The organism is Streptomyces sp. URMC 123 (assembly GCF_051386515.1).
In the GTDB taxonomy this organism is placed as follows: domain Bacteria; phylum Actinomycetota; class Actinomycetes; order Streptomycetales; family Streptomycetaceae; genus Streptomyces.
In genome coordinates this window covers 1-17141 of record NZ_JBPQTV010000126.1, presented here as the reverse complement: position 1 = coordinate 17141, position 17141 = coordinate 1, and the positions used below count along the sequence as shown (strand labels likewise).

The window sequence follows — 17141 nt, the reverse complement described above, 5'->3', positions numbered from 1 at the left end:
CCCCCCCCCCCCCCCCCCCCCCCCCCCCCCCCCCCCCCCCACGGCTCGTACGGTCGGGCCTCAGCCGTCCCTCGCGGCCCTCAGTCGTCCTTGCGGGCCGCCCACCGCTGCTGGAGGGCCAGATCCGCCTTCACCTCGGCGAGCTGGGCCGCGACCGCCGAGGGCGCCGTACCGCCCCGCCCGTCCCGCGCCGCGAGCGCGCCGGGGACGTCGAGGACCGCGCGCACCCCGGGTCCCAGATGCGGTGAGATCGCGGCGAAGTCCTCGTCCGTGAGCTGGTCCAGCTCGATCCCCCGGGACTCGCAGACCGTGACGCACTCCCCCGCCACCTCGTGCGCCACCCGGAACGGCACCCCCTGCTTGACCAGCCACTCCGCGATGTCCGTGGCGAGCGAGAAGCCGGCCGGGGCCAGCTCCGCCATGCGCTCGGTGTGCACCGTGAGGGTGGCCATCATGCCGGTGAAGGCCGGCAGCAGGACCTCCAGCTGGTCGCAGGAGTCGAAGACCGGCTCCTTGTCCTCCTGGAGGTCGCGGTTGTAGGCGAGCGGCAGGGCCTTGAGGGTGGCCAGCAGCCCGGTGAGGTTGCCGATCAGCCGCCCCGACTTGCCGCGCGCCAGCTCGGCGATGTCCGGGTTCTTCTTCTGCGGCATGATCGACGAGCCGGTGGAGAACGCGTCGTGCAGGGTCACGAAGGAGAACTCCTTCGTGTTCCAGAGGATGACCTCCTCCGCGATCCGGGAGAGATCGATGCCGATCATCGCGGTGATGAAGGCGAACTCGGCCACGAAGTCACGCGAGGCCGTGCCGTCGATGGAGTTGCCCACCGAACCGCGCTCGAAACCGAGCTCGGCCGCCACCGCCTCCGGGTCCAGCCCGAGCGAGGAGCCGGCGAGCGCCCCCGAGCCGTACGGCGAGACCGCCGTGCGCTCGTCCCACTGCCGCAGCCGCTCCGCGTCCCGGCCCAGCGCCTGGGCGTGGGCCAGCACATGGTGGGCGAAGAGCACCGGCTGGGCGTGCTGGAGGTGGGTGCGGCCGGGCATGGGCGCGTCCGGGTGCGCCTCGGCGAGGCCGACCAGCGCCTCCTGCAGCTCGGCCAGCAGCCCGCCGATGATCCGGGCGTGGTCCCGCAGATACATCCGGAAGAGCGTGGCCACCTGGTCGTTGCGGGACCGGCCGGCCCGCAGCTTGCCGCCCAGCTCGGGGCCGAGCCGCTCCAGCAGCCCGCGCTCCAGGGCGGTGTGCACGTCCTCGTCGGCGACCGTGCCGGTGAAGGAGCCGTCGGCGACGTCCCGCTCCAGCCGGTCGAGCCCGTCGAGCATGCGCTCCAGCTCGTCCGCGGTGAGCAGCCCCGCCGTGTGCAGCACCCGGGCGTGCGCGCGGGAGCCGGCGATGTCGTACGGGGCCAGCCGCCAGTCGAAGTGGACGGACGCGCTCAGTCTGGCCAGTGCCTCGGAGGGGCCGTCGGCGAAGCGGCCGCCCCACAGCCGGATGTCGGTCACGGCGCCAGGTCCCGCTTCGCCGCGATCTTGCTGGACAGGCCGAAGATCTCGATGAAGCCCTTCGACAGGGACTGGTCGAAGGTGTCGCCGGTGTCGTACGTGGCGAGGTTGAAGTCGTACAGCGAGGACTGCGAGCGCCGGCCGGTGACGACGGCGCGGCCGCCGTGCAGGGTCATCCGGATGTCGCCGGAGACGTGCTGGTTGGCCTCCTCGATGAAGCCGTCGAGGGCCCGCTTGAGCGGGGAGAACCACAGGCCGTCGTAGACCAGCTCGCTCCACCGCTGCTCGACCTGCCGCTTGTAGCGGGCCAGCTCGCGCTCGACGGTGACGTTCTCCAGCTCCTGGTGGGCGGTGATCAGCGCGATGGCGCCGGGGGCCTCGTAGATCTCCCGGGACTTGATGCCGACGAGCCGGTCCTCGACCATGTCGATCCGGCCGACGCCCTGGGCCCCGGCCCGCTCGTTGAGCTGCTGGACGGCCTGGAGCACGGTGACCGGCTTGCCGTCGATGGCCACCGGGACGCCCCGCTCGAAGGTGATGATCACCTCGTCGGCCTCCCGGGGGACGGCCGGGTCGGAGGTGTAGTCGTACACGTCCTCGATCGGCGCGTTCCAGATGTCCTCCAGGAAGCCGGTCTCGACGGCCCGCCCGAAGACGTTCTGGTCGATGGAGTACGGCGACTTCTTGGTGGTGGCGATGGGGAGGTTCTTCTCCTCGCAGAAGGCGATCGCCCTGTCCCGGGTCATGGCGTAGTCCCGGACCGGGGCGATGCACTTCAGATCGGGGGCGAGGGAGGAGATCCCGGCCTCGAACCGCACCTGGTCGTTGCCCTTGCCGGTGCAGCCGTGGGCGACGGTGGTCGCGCCGTGCTTCTTCGCGGCGGCGACGAGGTGCTTGACGATCGTCGGCCGGGAGAGCGCGGAGACCAGCGGATAGCGGTCCATGTAGAGCGCGTTGGCCTTGATCGCCGGCAGGCAGTACTCGTCGGCGAACTCGTCCTTGGCGTCCGCGACCTCGGCCTCGACGGCGCCGCAGGCCAGCGCGCGCTTGCGGATGACGTCGAGGTCCTCACCGCCCTGGCCGACGTCCACGGCGACGGCGATGACCTCGGCGCCCGTCTCCTCGGCGATCCAGCCGATGCAGACGGAGGTGTCCAGGCCGCCCGAGTAGGCGAGTACGACGCGCTCGGTCACGGGTTTCTCCTTACAGGTGCATACGCTGATGGGTATAACTATGCACTCCTCCGTATGTTTCGTCAATGACGGGGCCGGATTCCGGCCCGATTCCACGAAGAGGGACCCCGGATTCGGCTCTGGCGAAGATCTGCGGTAATTTTTCTGTCGCACGCCCCGCCGGGGATTTCCGCACGGGGTGGCGTGTGCCGGGACGTGGCGCAGCTTGGTAGCGCACTTGACTGGGGGTCAAGGGGTCGCAGGTTCAAATCCTGTCGTCCCGACGGCAGCGGAGAGGCCCGCTGATCAGGGTGAGAATCCTGATCAGCGGGCCTCTTCCGGTTGTGCGGTGGGCTCCCCCGGCTCGCCCGGCCCCTTCGGCCCCGTGGGCGGGGCGAGCGGCCGGCCGCCGATGCAGCGGTAGACCACCGGCAGCCCGGCCAGCCGGGCCGGGGTCAGACAGTTCTTGCCGTCCACCACGACCCGGGGCGCGGCCAGCTCGGTCGCCAGCACCGGCCAGTCGGCCTCCACCGTCTCCGGCCACTCGGTGAGGATCACGGCCGCGTGCGCGCCGCGGACCGCGCCGGGCAGATCGGGGACGGGTACGGCGCCGGGGAACAGCCGCGTGATCAGCTCGGGCGGGGTGGCCGGGTCCCAGACCCGCACCAGCCCCGCCTCGGCCAGCAGCCGGGGGACGACGGCCCGGCTCGGCGCGGCGCGCAGATCGTCGCTCCAGGGCTCGTAGCGCACCCCGAGCACGGCGATCACGGCGTCCCGCAGGGCGGACCCCAGCTCCTGGTGCAGCAGCTCGGGGACCAGCCGGGGCTGGGCGGCGTTGACCGCGATGGCCGCGTCCAGCAGCGGTGTCGGCAGGGCCCGGTCGGCCGCCCAGCGGGCCAGGGCCGCGGTGTCCTTGGGCAGGCAGGAGTCGCCGAAGCCGAGGCCGGGCTGGAGGAAGGCGTGCCCGATCCGGGGGTCGCAGCCGACGCCCCGCATCACATGGTCGATGTCGAGTTCGGGGCCCGAGCACAGCCGGGCGATCTCATTGGCGAAGCTGATCTTCATGGCGAGGAAGGCGTTGCTCGCGTACTTGGTCATCTCCGCGCTGCCGGGCGTGGTCACCACCCAGGGGCAGGTCACCCCCTCGTACAGCCGCCGCAGCAGCGGCAAGGGCCGCCGGGAGCGGACGCCCACCACGACCCGGGAGGGGGCCGTCCAGTCCTCCAGGGCGCTGCCCTGGTTCAGGAACTCGGGGTTGTAGGCGTAGCGGTCGCGCAGCTCCGGATGGGCGTCCAGCAGGCCGTCGCTGGTGCCGGGCGGCACGGTGGACTTGAGCACCACGCAGGGGTCGGGGCGCAGCGTGACGACGTCCCGGAGGACCGCCGCCACCTGGCGGAGGTCGGCCTCCCCGGCCGGTCCCGCCGGCGTGCCCACGGTGATCATCACGAGGTCGAAGGGTGCCTCGGCGTGGGCGGCCACCACATCGGGGGCGAAGCGCAGGTTCCCGGTCCCCAGGGCGCGGGAGAGCTCCTCCTGGAGGCCGGGCTCGAACACCGGCGCCCGGCCGGCGGTGAGGGAACGCAGCCGTGCGGCGTCCTGTTCGATGCCGATGACCCGGTGCCCCTGCTGGGCCAGCGCGACCGCGCCGGTGACCCCGACGTAGCCCTGCCCGACGACAGCGATCCGCATTCGCCCAGCGTGCGGGGCCGGTGGCGGCCCGGGGAATGCGGGACCGGTGGCGGCCCGGGCCTCGTCAGCGCTCCTTCTGCGCCAGCCGCAGGAGGTGGTCGGCCAGGGCCTGGCCGCCGTCGGGCGCGCGGCTGATCAGCAGCAGCGTGTCGTCCCCCGCGATGGTTCCAATGATCTCGTGGACGCCGGCCTGGTCGATGGCCGAGGCGAAGAACTGGGCCGCGCCCGGCGGAGTGCGCAGCACGACCAGGTTGGCCGAGGCCTCCGCCGAGATCAGCAGCTCCCCGGCGAGCCGCGCCATGCGCGCCTCGGTGGCGGACTCGCCGAGCGGGGCGCGCGGCGTGCGGTCGCCGCCCTCGGCCGGCACCGCGTAGATCAGCTCGCCACCGGTGTTGCGGATCTTCACGGCGCCGAGCTCGTCGAGGTCGCGGGAGAGCGTCGCCTGGGTGACGGAGAGCCCGTCGTCGGCGAGGAGCCGGGCGAGCTGGCTCTGGGAGCGCACCGACTGCCGGTTCAGGATGTCGACAATCCGGCGGTGGCGGGCGGTGCGGGTCTGCGGTACGGCCTGCCCACCGGGCTCGGTGTCCTGCGCCTCGGTCATCGTCGTCAGTCTCCGGATCGTCGGTCTCCGTGCTCGACGGGCGGCCGGGCCGCGTCGAGGACCGCCGGCAGCGTCCGGAGGAACGCGTCCACCTCGCCGTCGCCGACGATCAGGGGCGGGGCCAGCCGCACCACGTCGGGCGCGCACGCGTTCACCAGGAAACCGGCTTCCTGAGCGGCCCGCTGCACATCGGGCGCGGCGGGTTCGCTGAGCACGATACCCAGCAGGAGGCCGGCACCGCGGACATGGTCGACGAGCGGGTGTGCGAGAGACTCGATTCCGGACCGCAGCCGCTCGCCGGTGCGCCTGACCTGGTCGAGGAGGGCCGTGCGCTCGATGGTGTCGAGCACGGCGAGGGCGGCGGCGCAGGAGACCGGGTTTCCGCCGAAGGTCGAGCCGTGCTGACCTGGCGTCAGCAGCTCGGCGGCGGGCCCGAGCGCCACGGTCGCGCCGATCGGCAGCCCGCCGCCGAGCCCCTTGGCCAGGGCGACCACGTCGGGCTCGACGCCCTGGGCCAGGTGCTCGAACCAGTGCCCGGTGCGGCCGATGCCTGTCTGGATTTCGTCCAGCGCCAGCAGGGTGCCGGTGGCGCGGGTGATCTCGCGGGCGGCGGCGAGGTACCCCTTGGGCGGGACGACCACCCCGCCCTCGCCCTGGATCGGCTCGATCAGCACCAGCGCGGTGTCCTCGGTGACCGCCGCCCGGAGCGCGTCGGCGTCCCCGTAGGGCACGTGGGTGACGTCGCCGGGCAGCGGCAGGAAGGGCTCCCGCTTGGCGGGCTGGCCGGTGAGCGCGAGGGCGCCCATGGTGCGGCCGTGGAAGCCGCCCTCGGTGGCGACCATGTGGGTGCGGCCGGTCCTGCGGCCGATCTTGACGACGGCCTCGACGGCCTCGGCGCCGGAGTTGGAGAAGTAGACCCGGCCCGGTCGGCCGAGGAGGCGCAGCAGCCGCTCGGCGAGGGCGACGGGCGGTTCGCTGACGAACAGGTTGGAGACGTGGCCGAGGGTGGTGAGCTGCTCGGTCACGGCTTGGACGACGGCGGGGTGGGCATGACCGAGGGAATTGACGGCGATCCCGGCGACGAAGTCGGTGTAGGCGGCGCCGTCGGCGTCCCAGACGGTGGCGCCGGCACCGCGGACCAAGGGGAGCCGGGGGGTGCCGTAGGTGTCCATCAGCGCGCCCTGCCAGCGCCGGGTGAGCTCCTGGTTGGTGCTCGCTGCGGTGGTCATGCGGTCTCCCCCTCGTTCCCGGCCGGCGCGTCGTACGGGGGCGGCGGCGCGGCGGGCCGGGCCGGCGCGTCGGGCACGACCATCGTGCCGATGCCCTCGTCGGTGAAGATCTCCAGCAGGATCGCGTGCTGCACCCGCCCGTCGATCACGCGGGCGGTGTGCACCCCGTTGCGGACGGCGTGGAGGCAGCCCTCCATCTTGGGGACCATGCCGCTCGCCAGCTCGGGCAGCAGCTTCTCCAGCTCGCTCGCGGTGAGCTGGCTGATCACGTCGTCGCTGTTCGGCCAGTCGGCGTAGAGGCCCTCGACGTCGGTGAGCACCATCAGCGTCTCGGCGTTCAGGGCCGCGGCGAGGGCGGCCGCCGCGGTGTCGGCGTTGACGTTGTAGACGTGGTCGTCGTCGCCGCTGCGGGCGATGGAGGAGACCACCGGAATCCGCCCGTCGTCCAGCAGGGCGGTGATGGCGCCGGTGTTCACCTCGGTGATCTCGCCGACCCGGCCGATGTCCACCGGCTCGCCGTCGACCACGGCGTAGTGCCGGGTGGCGGTCAGGGTACGGGCGTCCTCGCCGGTGAGGCCGACGGCCAGCGGGCCGTGCTGGTTGAGCAGCCCGACGAGCTCGCGCTGCACCTGGCCGGCCAGCACCATCCGTACGACGTCCATCGCCTCGGGGGTGGTGACCCGCAGGCCGGCCTTGAACTCCGAGACCAGGCCGAGCCGGTCGAGCTGGGCGCTGATCTGCGGGCCGCCGCCGTGCACCACGACCGGCTTGAGGCCGGCGTGCCGCAGGAAGACGACGTCCTGGGCGAAGGCGGCCTTGAGCTCCTCGTCGACCATGGCGTTGCCGCCGAACTTGATGACCACCGTCTTGCCGTGGTGGCGGGTCAGCCAGGGCAGTGCCTCGACGAGGGTGCGGGCCTTGGGCAGGGCCGTGTGTTTGCGGGTGCTCATGAGCTGTACGCGCTGTTCTCGTGGACGTAGTCGGCGGTCAGGTCGTTGGTCCAGACGACGGCGGAGGCGTCGCCCGCGGCGAGGTCGGCGGTGATGCGGACCTCGCGGTAGCGCATGTCGACCAGGTCCCGGTCGTCGCCGATGGAGCCGTTCCGGCAGACCCAGACGTCGTTGATGGCGACGTTCAGCCGGTCGGGGTCGAAGGCGGCGTCGGTGGTGCCGATCGCGGACAGCACCCGGCCCCAGTTGGGGTCCTCGCCGTGGATGGCGCACTTGAGCAGGTTGTTGCGGGCGATGGAGCGGCCCACCGTCACGGCGTCGCCCTCGGTGGCCGCGTTGATCACCTCGATCCGGATGTCCTTGGAGGCGCCCTCGGCGTCCCCGACGAGCTGGCGGGCGAGGTCGCCGCAGACCTCCCGGACGGCCTCGGCGAACTCCTCGTACCCCGGGGTGACGCCGGAGGCGCCGGAGGCGAGCAGCAGCACGGTGTCGTTGGTGGACATGCAGCCGTCGGAGTCGACGCGGTCGAAGGTCGTCCGGGTGGCGGAGCGCAGCGCCTTGTCCAGTTCGGGGGCGTCGAGGTCGGCGTCGGTGGTGATCACGGCGAGCATCGTGGCGAGGCCGGGGGCGAGCATGCCGGCGCCCTTGGCCATGCCGCCGACCGTCCAGCCCGCGCGCTCGACGACGGCGGTCTTGTGCACGGAGTCGGTGGTCTTGATGGCGATGGCGGCCTTCTCGCCGCCGTGCGCGGAGAGTTCGCCGGCCGCCCGCTCGACTCCGGTGAGGAGGTTGTCCATGGGCAGCCGGACGCCGATCAGGCCGGTGGAGGCGACGGCGACCTCCGCGGCGCTCTCCCCCAGCACGTCGGCCGCCTTCTCGGCGGTGGCGTGGGTGTCCTGGAAGCCGAGCGGGCCGGTGCACGCGTTGGCGCCGCCGGAGTTGAGGACGACGGCGGCCACCCGGCCGCCCTTGAGCACCTGCTCCGACCAGAGGACGGGGGCGGCCTTGACGCGGTTGGCGGTGAACACACCGGCGGCGGCGCGGCGCGGCCCGTTGTTGACGACGAGCGCGAGGTCGAGCTTGCCGCCGCCCGTCTTCGCGTCGAGGGGGGCCTTGATCCCGGCGGCGATGCCCGCCGCCGTGAATCCCTTTGCTGCCGTGACGCTCACTGCGTCTCCTTTGTTCGCTGCTGCTCTGCGGTGCGTGAGGTGAGCGGGGTCTGTGGGTGTGGGCGCTGCCCGGGTCCTCGGAGGGCGCGGCTCAGGGAGCGACGCCGGTGGCCGGCAGGCCCGTCTCCTCGGGGAGCCCGAGGGCGATGTTCATGCTCTGCACCGCGCCGCCGGCGGTGCCCTTGGTGAGGTTGTCGATGGCGCCGATCGCCAGGACGCGGTCGGCGGCCTCGTCGTAGGCGACCTGGACGAGCGCGCTGTTCGATCCGTACACGGCGCCGGTGGACGGCCACTGGCCCTCGGGCAGCAGCCGGATGAACGGTTCGCCCGCGTACGCCTTCCCGTACGCCTCGCGCAGGCCCGCGGCGGTGGTGCCGGGCGCGGCCTTCGCGGAGCAGGTGGCCAGGATGCCGCGCGGCATCGGGGCGAGGGTGGGGGTGAAGGAGACCCGGACGGGCCGGCCGGCCACGGCCGCGAGGTTCTGGCTCATCTCGGGGGTGTGGCGGTGGCCGCCGCCGACGCCGTACGGGCTCATCGAGCCCATCACCTCGCTGCCGAGCAGATGCGGCTTGGGCGCCTTGCCGGCGCCCGAGGTGCCGGACGCGGCGACGATCACCGCCTCGGGCTCGGCCAGGGCGGCGGCGTAGGCGGGGAAGAGCGCGAGCGACACGGCGGTCGGGTAGCAGCCGGGCACGGCGATCCGGCGGGCACCGCGCAGGGCGTCCCGCGCCCCCGGCAGCTCGGGCAGGCCGTAGGGCCAGGTCCCGGCGTGCGCGGAGCCGTAGAACCGCTCCCAGTCGGCGGCGTCCTTCAGCCGGAAGTCGGCGCCCATGTCGACGATCAGCGCCGCGTCGCCGAGCCGCTCGGCCAGCGCGGCGGACTGCCCGTGGGGCAGCGCGAGGAAGACCACGTCGTGCCCGGCGAGCACCTCGGGGGTGGTCGGCTCCAGCACGCGGTCGGCCAGCGGCGCCAGGTGCGGCTGCAGCGCGCCCAGCGGCTGCCCGGCGTTGCTGTTGCCGGTCACCGCGCCGATCTCCACGCCGGGGTGCGCCAGCAGCAGCCGCAGCAGCTCCCCGCCCGCGTACCCGCTCGCCCCGGCCACTGCCGCCCGTACGGTCATCTGCATCCTCCTCGCCGATGGCATGACTATACGGAGGAGCGAAGTTTTATTCAATGCGATCCGGATCACGGACGGAGCGGGCCCCCGACCGTCGGCGGCCGGGCGGGTACGTCGCCGAGGCGGGCGTCGCGGAATCCGGTCGCGGTCCAGTCACCCGTCCCGGCCGGGGCGATCCTCCTCGCGCGCGAGCGGGGTGCCGGCCCAGCCGCGTTCCAGCAGGTCGAACACCTCGCGCAGGGCGCGGGCCGGGTCGTCGCTCGCGCGGGCGATGCCGGGGACCTCCAGGGCGAAGCGCGCCAGGGCGGTGACGGCGGGGTCCTCCGGGGCGAGCCCGGCGGCCTCGGCGAGGGCGGCGGCCAGCGCCTTCTCATGGCGCGACCACATGCGCCGGGCGTAGTCCCGCAGTGCGGGGGTCGACTCGACGAGGGCGAACGTCGGGTCGTCGACCCGCACGGCGGTACGGGTGCGCAGCATGTGGTCGCGCAGGGCGCGCAGTGCGGACCGGCCGGGGGCGCGGTCGCGAACGGCGGCGACCAGGGCGCTCTCGAGGTCGGCGTCCAGGTCGAAGACGAGGGCTTCCTTGCTGGGGAAGTGCTTGAAGAGCGTGCTCAGCGAGACGTCGGCCGCCTCCGCCACCTCGCGTACGCCGACGTTGTCGAAGCCGCGCTCGGTGAACAGCCGCAGCGCGGCATCCGCCAGGGCCTGCCTGGTCCGGGCCTTCTTGCGCTCGCGGCGCCCTGTCGTCGTCTCGGTCATGGGCTCACCCTACCGGCTTGAGAAAACTCGATCACAAAGGCGAGCGAGTAAAAACTCGGAGCAGTTGTACTTTTGTACCTGCTGTGCTTCTGTGAGGAGGCACGCCGGCCCGGGCCCCGCCCGCCGGAGCCCGGAGCGGTCCCTTCTGCACCGCCAGTTCACCCCTTTTTGGGCGCATTTCACTGTTCTTCACCGTCGAACGGAGCGTGACCTCATGTCCCCCACTCCTCGCATCGCGATCGTCGGCGCCGGCCTCGGCGGCCTCGTCTGCGCGCGTGTCCTGCAGCGGCACGGCGTGCCGGTCACGGTCTTCGAGCGGGAGGCTGACCCCCGCTCCCGCGCGCAGGGCGGCACTCTCGACATCGACGAGGAGACCGGCCAGGCGGCCCTGCGCGCAGCCGGCCTGTTCGACCGGTTCCTGGCCCTGTCCCGGCCCGAGGGCCAGGAGTGGCGCCTGTACGACCGCCACGCGGCCCTGATACGCCACGACCGGGCCGCGGAGGGCGATCTGAGCAGGCCCGAGATCGACCGCGGTCAGCTGCGCGCTCTCCTGCTGGAGTCCCTCGCCCCCGGCACGGTGCGCTGGGGGCACCCCGTACGGGCCGTCACCCCGCTGCCCGGCGGCGCCGCCCGCCCGCACCACCACGACGACGACCGCACCAGCGAGGACTTCGACCTGGTCATCGGCGCCGACGGCGCCTGGTCCCGGGTGCGCCCCGCGCTCTCCGACGCCCGGCCCCGCTACGCCGGCGTCACGATGGTGGAAGCCCGCTTCGACGACGTCGATCGCCGCCACCCCGGCATCGCCCGCCTGGTCGGCCGCGGCACCATGGCGGCCAAGGCGGGCCGCCGCAGCCTGGTGCTCCAGCGCAACAGCGACGGGCACGTCCGCGCCTACATCACCTTCCGCGGCCCCCAGGACTGGCACGCCGGCCTCGATCTCGCGGACACCGAAGCCGTACGCGCCCGTCTGCTCGACCAGTACGGGGGCTGGCACGAGAGCCTGCTGGCCATCCTGCGCGAGAACGACGGCGGTTTCGTCAACCGGCCGATGTTCGTCCTTCCCGTGCCCCACTCCTGGCGACGGGTGCCCGGCATCACCCTGCTGGGGGACGCCGCCCACCTGATGCCGCCCGTCGGCGTCGGGGCCAACCTCGCCCTGCTCGACGGCGCGGAGCTCGCCCGAGCCGTCATCGACCACTCCACCATCGACGCGGCCCTCGACGCCTACGAGAACGTCATGCTTCCCCGCGCCGCCGACAACGCGAGGACCGCCCAGCGGATGCTCACCACCCTCATGCCCGACACCGACGCCGACGACGCCGTCTTTCCCGACACTCTCTGGCCGTCCGCCGGGGTCAGCGGCCCGCCGGCGTCAGCCGGGTGAGCGCGGCGCGCAGCGCGGCGTTGAACTCGGCGGGGCGCTCCTGGTGCGGCATGTGGCCGGCGCCGGCGATCACGCCGACCGTGGCACCCGGCGTCAGCGCGGCACAGGTCCGGGCCACCTCCAGGGGGATCGCGACGTCCAGCTCGCCGTGGATGTAGTGGGCCGGCACCCGCAGCGCGGGCAGTGCCGGGCGCGGGTCGTAGCCGTCGGCGGCGATCTGGTGCGCGTCGATGTGGACGCCGGAGTCCAGGATCTGGCGGACCGTCCAGTCGACGAGCGCGGGCGCGGTGCCCGGCGCGTACCAGCCCGGCACCCAGCCGGCGACCGTACCGGCCCGGTCGCGGCGCAGATCGGCCACGAGCCGCGCCTGAGCCCCGGGCCGCGTCGCCGGCCAGTACCCCGGCGCGCCCACCGGAACCACGCCCGCGATCAGCTCGGGGCGCCGCAGCCCCAGTTCCGTGGCGAAGGTCCCGCCGATCGAGGACCCGACGACCACGGGCCGGTCGAGCCGCAGCGCGCCGATCAGCGCCACGAGGTCGTCGACCACCCCGGCGGTGGTGTTGCCCCGGGCGGGGTGGTCCGACCGGCCGCAGCCCCGCCAGTCGACGGTGACCACCCGGTGGCCCCGGGTGACATCCGGCAGCTGCGCGCCTCGCGGTACGCGCCGAGCCGCCCCGGGCCGCGCTGCGGGCCCTGATCGACGCGTGCCACGACGCGGCCGAGGACACGCGGGCGTAGGCCCCGGCCCGGCGGCCCACCGGCCCCCGGACCCGGCCGCTGCACGCCACGGCTGCGCGTCGCCGGCTGGTCGTCATCGCGCACATCGCGCTGACCGCCGCCATCGATGCTCTGCTGGCCCACCTCTACCTGGCCGACGGCGCGCCGGTCCGGGCCGCCGTCGTGATGGTGGTGCTACTGCTGCCCTGGGTGATCGCCACCGGGGCCATCAACGGAGCCACCCGAGGCCTGCTGGAACTGCGCGAACGCGCCCTGGACGAGCGCCAGCAGGGCGAGCGCAGGCGCGTCCTGGCCCGGGCCCACCGGACGATGACCCTGCTCCTGGCCGGCACCGCGGCCACTCTGCTGATCGTGGGCGCTGCCGACGGCGACGCGCCTCGCGCCTACGCCGCCCCCGTGGTCATCACCGTCCTCGTGGCGCACTGGCTGATGCCGTTGTGGGTCGCCGGCCTGATGGCCCAGGACGAGCCTGCCGAGGACGAGAGCCTCCCGATCTGAGCCGGCACCGGCACCGACCCGGCGCCCGGTCGGGGCGCCTCAGTCGGCGACTCCCGCCGGCCGGGTCATCTCGGCCGTGATGGCCCAGCGCTCGTGGTCCCTCCACGCGCCGTTGATGTGCTGGAACGCGGTCGAGTAGCCCTCGCGCCGGAAGCCCAGGCGCTTGACGAGGTTCAGTGAAGGGAGGTTGTCGGGCTGGATGTTCGCCTCCAGCCGGTGAAGTTCGAGCTGGTCGAAGGCCAGCTCGATCACGAGCCGCAGCCCTTCGGTCATATAGCCGTGGCCGGCCGTGGAGGCGTAGGAGGCGTAGCCCAGGGTTCCGCTCTGGAGGGCGCCCCTGACGATATTGTTGATGTTGACGCTGCCCACGATCGCGCCGGTGTCGCGCAGGCAGATCACCAAGCCCTCATGGGTGGGCCGCGCGCACCGCTCAAGGTGGCTCTCGAACGCTTCCACCGTGTTCTCGCGGGCGCCCAGCCAGCGGCGATGCATTTCGGCGCTCTCCTGGGCCAGCGCCGTGAGCTCGGCGTGGTCCTGTCGGCGGACGCGGCGCAAGGCCACGCGCGGCCCCTGCCGGAGGTAACTGATGGTCGCCATCGGGGAATCGTACGCAGCCCGCTCGCGCACGCGTGCGAGAGACAAGGAGACCGGGACGTGCTGGAGCGGCTCAATCAGGTCATGGAGCAGATCGAGCGACACCTCGACGGGCCCATCGACGTGGCGCGGCTGGCGCGGACCGCCGTCACCTCGGAGTACCACCTGCGCCGGATGTTCTCCACGCTCGCGGGCATGCCCCTGTCCCAGTACATCCGGCGCCGGCGGCTCACCGTGGCCGGCGCCGAGGTGCTCGCGGGGCGGCGCACGCTCCTGGAGATCGCGGTGCGGTACGGCTACGGATCGGGCGAGGCGTTCGCGCGGGCCTTCCGCGCCCTGCACGGCGTCGGACCGGGCGAGGCCCGCCGCACCGGCGCCGCGCTCGTCTCCCAGCCCCGGCTGGCCTTCCGCCTCACCGTCGAGGGCAGCGGCAGCATGCGCTATCGCGTCGTGGACAGGCCCGGCTTCACCGTCGTCGGCCTCAAGGCCCGGGTCCCCCTGGTGCACACGGGGCCGAACCAGGCGATCATCGACTTCGTCCGCGGGATCGACCCGGGGACGCGGGAGCGCCTGGAGAAGCTGTCGGACCAGGAGCCGCGCGGCACCGTCGCGGTCTGCGACGACCTCGACCCGAGCCGCGCCGAAGGCACCGAACTCGACTACTACCACGGGGTGATCACGTCCGCGCCGGCCCCGGAGGGCATGGCCGCCCTGCCCGTCCCGGCCGGCACCTGGGCGGTCTTCACCACCTCGGGGCCCGCGCCACAGGCCATCCAGCACCTGTGGCGGGACGTGTTCACGGAGTGGTTCCCGTCCAACCCGTACCGCGGCCGCCCCGGCCCGGAGATCCTGCGCACCCGTCTGTCACCCGACGGGTCGGAGGCGGAGGCCGAGCTGTGGCTCCCGGTGGAGCGGGAGCAGGGCTGAACGAGCGACTCGCACCGCCGCGCCGAAGGCCGGCAGGGGCAGTCGGCGGGCGCGGTGGCACCCGCCGATACCGTCGGGGGACCGTGGAGGTGCGGCCGGCGCCCGTGGCACCGGTCGCGCTCCTTCGCACCGCCCCGGAGAAAGGCCAACGTGACCGACTGGACGACCACCCCCGTCGAGCTCCGTCTCCTGCGCGGAGCGCTCGACGTGGAGCGCACCGAGCACGGCGTGCTTCCGCACCGGCTGCCCGCCTGGGCCCGCGAGCAGTGCCCCGACCCGCAGCTGGCCCTGGTCTCCGCCCAGCCGTCGGGCGTACGGCTGGCCCTCCGCACCCGGGCCACCGCCGTCGAGCTGGACGTACTCCCCACGAAGACGGTCTACGCGGGCGCCCCGCCCCAGCCGGACGGCGTGTACGAGCTGCTCGTCGACGGCCGCCCGTACGACCGGGCGAGCGTGTCCGCCGGCAACGTCCACACCGTGGACATCGCCGCCGGGACCACCGTCGTCACCCCCGGCCCGCCCGGCACGCTCCGGTTCACCGGGCTGCCCGCCGAGGACAAGACCGTCGAGATATGGCTGCCGCACGACGAGATCACCGAGCTGATCGCCCTGCGCACCGACGCCCCGGTCGAGGAGGTGCCGGAGGACGGCCGCCGGGTGTGGCTGCACCACGGCAGTTCGATCAGCCACGGCTCCAGCGCCGGCAGCCCGACCGCGATCTGGCCCGCGCTGGCCGCCGCCCTGGGCGGCGTGGAGCTGATCAACCTGGGGCTCGGCGGCAACGCCCTGCTCGACCCGTTCACCGCGCGCACCCTGCGCGACACCCCCGCCGACCTGATCAGCGTCAAGATCGGCATCAATCTGGTCAACATCGACCTGATGCGCCTACGGGCCTTCGCCCCGGCGGTGCACGGCTTCCTCGACACCATTCGCGAGGGGCACCCGACCACGCCGCTGCTGGTCGTCTCCCCCGTCCTCTGCCCCCTCCAGGAGGACACGCCGGGCCCGCTCTCCGCGGACCTGGAGGACGGGGAGCTGCGGCTGCGGGCCCTGGGCGACCCGGCGGACCGCACGCGGCTGACGCTCACCCTCGTACGGGACGAGCTGGCGCGGATCACCGAGCGGCGGGCGGCCGACGACCCGCATCTGCACTATCTCGACGGTCGCTCGCTCTACGGCGAGGCGGACCACTCCGAGCTGCCGCTGCCGGACGGGCTGCACCCGGACACGGCGGGTCACCGGCGGATCGGTGAGCGCTTCGCGGAGCTGGTGTTCGGGGAGGGCGGCCCGTTCGCGGCGAAGAGCGGGTGAGGGACGGGGCCCGGCCCGCTGCCGGCCCGGTCCAGGCGCCGCCGGCCGCCGGACGCCGGCCACGAGCCCCTGCGCCACGGGCGGCTACGCGTCCCGCTGCGCGTCCTTCTCCTGCTTCTCCTGCTTCTCCTTGATGCGCACCGCTTCCTTGCGGACCTCGGCCTGAGTGGCGCGCTCCTTGCGCAGCCACTCGGGGCTCTCCGCCTTCAGCGCCTCGATCTGCTCCGTGGTGAGGGCCTCGGTGATCCCGCCGCGCGCGAGACCCGAGATGGAGACGCCGAGCTTCGCCGCGACCACCGGCCGGGGGTGCGGGCCGTTGCGCCGCAGCTCCCGCAGCCACTCGGGCGGGTCGGTCTGCAGGGCGTTCAGCTCGGCCCGCGAGACGACACCCTCCCGGAACTCGGCGGGGGTGGCCTCGAGGTACACACCCAGCTTCTTCGCCGCGGTGGCGGGCTTCATCGTCTGGGCGGTCTGGTGCGACTTCATGCTGTCAAGGGTATCGAGCGTGTGCGCCCCCTCCGACCACGGCGGCGCGCGCCCCTTCCGGCGACGGCGGCGTACACCCCCTCCCACCGGGGCCGGGGCAGCGTGTGGGCCGCCCCCGACCGCGGCAGGTAGCCTGGCGCGGTGACCGGCTCGGATGCATCCCCCCAGTTCCGGCTCGCGTACGTCCCGGGAGTGACGCCCAGCAAGTGGGTGCGGATCTGGGCCCAGCGCGTGCCGGATGTCCCGCTGACCCTCGTCCCGGTGTCCGCCGCCGAGGCGGCCGACGTGCTGCGCGGGCGCGGCGCGGACGCGGGTTTCCTGCGGCTGCCGGTCGACCGGACGGACCTCAGCGCGATCCCCCTCTACACCGAGACGACGGTGGTCGTGGTCCCGAAGGACCACCTCGTGGCGGCGGTCGAGGAGGTGTCGCCGGAGGACCTGGCCGACGAGATCGTGCTGCACCCCCTCGACGACACGCTCGACTGGGAGCGGCCGCCGGGGCGGCCCGCGTACGAGCGCCCCGCCACGACGGCCGACGCCGTCGAACTGGTGGCGGCGGGGGTGGGCCTGCTCGTGGTCCCGCAGTCGCTCGCCCGTCTTCACCACCGCAAGGACCTCACGTACCGGACGATCACCGGCACCCCGCAGTCGCGGGTCGCGCTGTCCTGGCGGGAGGACGAGACCACGGACCTCGTGGACGACTTCATCGGGATCGTCCGGGGGCGCACCGTCAACAGCACCCGGGGCCGCGCCTCGGCCCCCTCCGCGGCGGCGAAGGACAAGGCGAAGGACAAGCGGTCGGAGAGCGACAAGCGCAAGGGCAAGCGGCCCGAGACGGGCGGCGCACGGCAGAAGCCGGCGGCGGGCGGCAGGACGGCCGGCCGGGCGGGCGGCAAGAGCCCCCGCGGCGGTGCGGGCGGCTCCGGCGGCGGCAAGGCCGCGAAGGCCGCCCAGCGCGGCAAGCCCCGCCGCCGGTCGTAGGCCCCCCACCGGGGACGGCGAGGCGACCCCCGCC

Annotated in this window: 16 protein-coding genes, 1 tRNA gene and 1 pseudogene; 6 read left to right on the top strand and 12 right to left on the bottom strand. The window is 73.8% G+C overall.

Translation table 11 applies throughout. The features are described 5' to 3' along the window. Window positions 1–80 precede the first annotated feature (80 nt). The gene (gene argH / locus ACSNOD_RS16635; protein WP_436767719.1) at window positions 81–1499 is read right to left on the bottom strand and encodes an argininosuccinate lyase; all 1419 of its coding nucleotides are present in this window, start codon (window positions 1497–1499) and stop codon (window positions 81–83) included. Continuing rightward, window positions 1496–2692: an argininosuccinate synthase gene (locus tag ACSNOD_RS16630; RefSeq protein WP_436767718.1), complete on the bottom strand. Its 1197-nt coding sequence runs from the start codon at window positions 2690–2692 to the stop codon at window positions 1496–1498. The genes argH and ACSNOD_RS16630 overlap by 4 nt, the downstream gene beginning before the upstream one ends. A 189-nt stretch (window positions 2693–2881) precedes the next feature. Here ACSNOD_RS16630 and ACSNOD_RS16625 point away from each other — a divergent pair. Then, window positions 2882–2955 (top strand) — tRNA-Pro (locus ACSNOD_RS16625). Between the two features lie 40 nt (window positions 2956–2995). Here ACSNOD_RS16625 and ACSNOD_RS16620 read toward each other — a convergent pair. The 7 genes from ACSNOD_RS16620 to ACSNOD_RS16590 form a co-directional block, all read right to left on the bottom strand. After that, window positions 2996–4360, bottom strand: coding sequence for a UDP-glucose dehydrogenase family protein (locus ACSNOD_RS16620; protein ID WP_436767717.1), 1365 nt, complete (start codon window positions 4358–4360; stop codon window positions 2996–2998). A 64-nt stretch (window positions 4361–4424) separates the two neighbouring features. Next, a complete protein-coding gene (locus tag ACSNOD_RS16615) occupies window positions 4425–4961 on the bottom strand; it encodes an arginine repressor (protein ID WP_436767716.1) in 537 nt (178 codons plus the stop codon). Between the two features lie 5 nt (window positions 4962–4966). Continuing rightward, the gene (locus ACSNOD_RS16610) at window positions 4967–6190 is read right to left on the bottom strand and encodes an acetylornithine transaminase (protein WP_436767715.1); all 1224 of its coding nucleotides are present in this window, start codon (window positions 6188–6190) and stop codon (window positions 4967–4969) included. Further along, entirely contained in the window at window positions 6187–7140 is a 954-nt protein-coding gene (argB, locus tag ACSNOD_RS16605; RefSeq protein ID WP_436767714.1) for an acetylglutamate kinase, read from the bottom strand. The genes ACSNOD_RS16610 and argB overlap by 4 nt, the downstream gene beginning before the upstream one ends. After that, window positions 7137–8309, bottom strand: a complete 1173-nt coding sequence (argJ, locus tag ACSNOD_RS16600; RefSeq protein ID WP_436767713.1) for a bifunctional glutamate N-acetyltransferase/amino-acid acetyltransferase ArgJ — start codon at window positions 8307–8309, stop codon at window positions 7137–7139. The genes argB and argJ overlap by 4 nt, the downstream gene beginning before the upstream one ends. Window positions 8310–8400: 91 nt before the next feature. After that, window positions 8401–9429 carry an N-acetyl-gamma-glutamyl-phosphate reductase gene (argC, locus tag ACSNOD_RS16595; RefSeq protein WP_436767712.1) on the bottom strand — a complete coding sequence of 343 codons (1029 nt, stop codon included), beginning with the start codon at window positions 9427–9429 and terminating at the stop codon, window positions 8401–8403. A 150-nt stretch (window positions 9430–9579) separates the two neighbouring features. Beyond that, a complete protein-coding gene (locus ACSNOD_RS16590; RefSeq protein ID WP_436767711.1) occupies window positions 9580–10185 on the bottom strand; it encodes a TetR/AcrR family transcriptional regulator in 606 nt (201 codons plus the stop codon). A gap of 214 nt (window positions 10186–10399) precedes the next feature. Here ACSNOD_RS16590 and ACSNOD_RS16585 point away from each other — a divergent pair, with 214 nt between their 5' ends. Then, complete coding sequence (locus tag ACSNOD_RS16585; RefSeq protein ID WP_436767710.1) at window positions 10400–11572, top strand: FAD-dependent oxidoreductase; 1173 nt, start codon at window positions 10400–10402, stop codon at window positions 11570–11572. Here the strand turns inward: ACSNOD_RS16585 and ACSNOD_RS16580 are convergent. Next, window positions 11544–12218 (bottom strand): annotated as a pseudogene (locus ACSNOD_RS16580) (alpha/beta fold hydrolase); the annotation flags it as partial. The gene ACSNOD_RS16585 and the pseudogene ACSNOD_RS16580 overlap by 29 nt on opposite strands. 257 nt (window positions 12219–12475) lie before the next feature. On the opposite strand from ACSNOD_RS16580, the gene ACSNOD_RS16575 reads away from it, so the two are divergent. Beyond that, window positions 12476–12808: a hypothetical protein gene (locus ACSNOD_RS16575; RefSeq protein WP_436767709.1), complete on the top strand. Its 333-nt coding sequence runs from the start codon at window positions 12476–12478 to the stop codon at window positions 12806–12808. Window positions 12809–12847: 39 nt separating this feature from the next. Here ACSNOD_RS16575 and ACSNOD_RS16570 read toward each other — a convergent pair whose 3' ends face one another. Further along, window positions 12848–13405 carry a GNAT family N-acetyltransferase gene (locus ACSNOD_RS16570; protein WP_436767708.1) on the bottom strand — a complete coding sequence of 186 codons (558 nt, stop codon included), beginning with the start codon at window positions 13403–13405 and terminating at the stop codon, window positions 12848–12850. 57 nt (window positions 13406–13462) lie between these two features. Between ACSNOD_RS16570 and ACSNOD_RS16565 the strand changes: the two genes are divergently transcribed. Together ACSNOD_RS16565 and ACSNOD_RS16560 are read left to right on the top strand one after the other, a co-directional pair. Next, window positions 13463–14329 (top strand): AraC family transcriptional regulator, encoded by an 867-nt coding sequence (locus ACSNOD_RS16565; protein ID WP_436767707.1) that lies wholly within the window; start codon window positions 13463–13465, stop codon window positions 14327–14329. Between the two features lie 150 nt (window positions 14330–14479). Continuing rightward, window positions 14480–15640 carry a GDSL-type esterase/lipase family protein gene (locus tag ACSNOD_RS16560; RefSeq protein WP_436767706.1) on the top strand — a complete coding sequence of 387 codons (1161 nt, stop codon included), beginning with the start codon at window positions 14480–14482 and terminating at the stop codon, window positions 15638–15640. A gap of 84 nt (window positions 15641–15724) precedes the next feature. Here ACSNOD_RS16560 and ACSNOD_RS16555 read toward each other — a convergent pair whose 3' ends face one another. Beyond that, on the bottom strand, window positions 15725–16126 hold the full coding sequence (locus tag ACSNOD_RS16555) for a DUF5997 family protein (protein ID WP_436767705.1): 402 nt from the start codon (window positions 16124–16126) through the stop codon (window positions 15725–15727). A gap of 141 nt (window positions 16127–16267) precedes the next feature. Between ACSNOD_RS16555 and ACSNOD_RS16550 the strand changes: the two genes are divergently transcribed. Further along, on the top strand, window positions 16268–17107 hold the full coding sequence (locus ACSNOD_RS16550; RefSeq protein ID WP_436767704.1) for a LysR family substrate-binding domain-containing protein: 840 nt from the start codon (window positions 16268–16270) through the stop codon (window positions 17105–17107). Window positions 17108–17141: the final 34 nt, after the last annotated feature.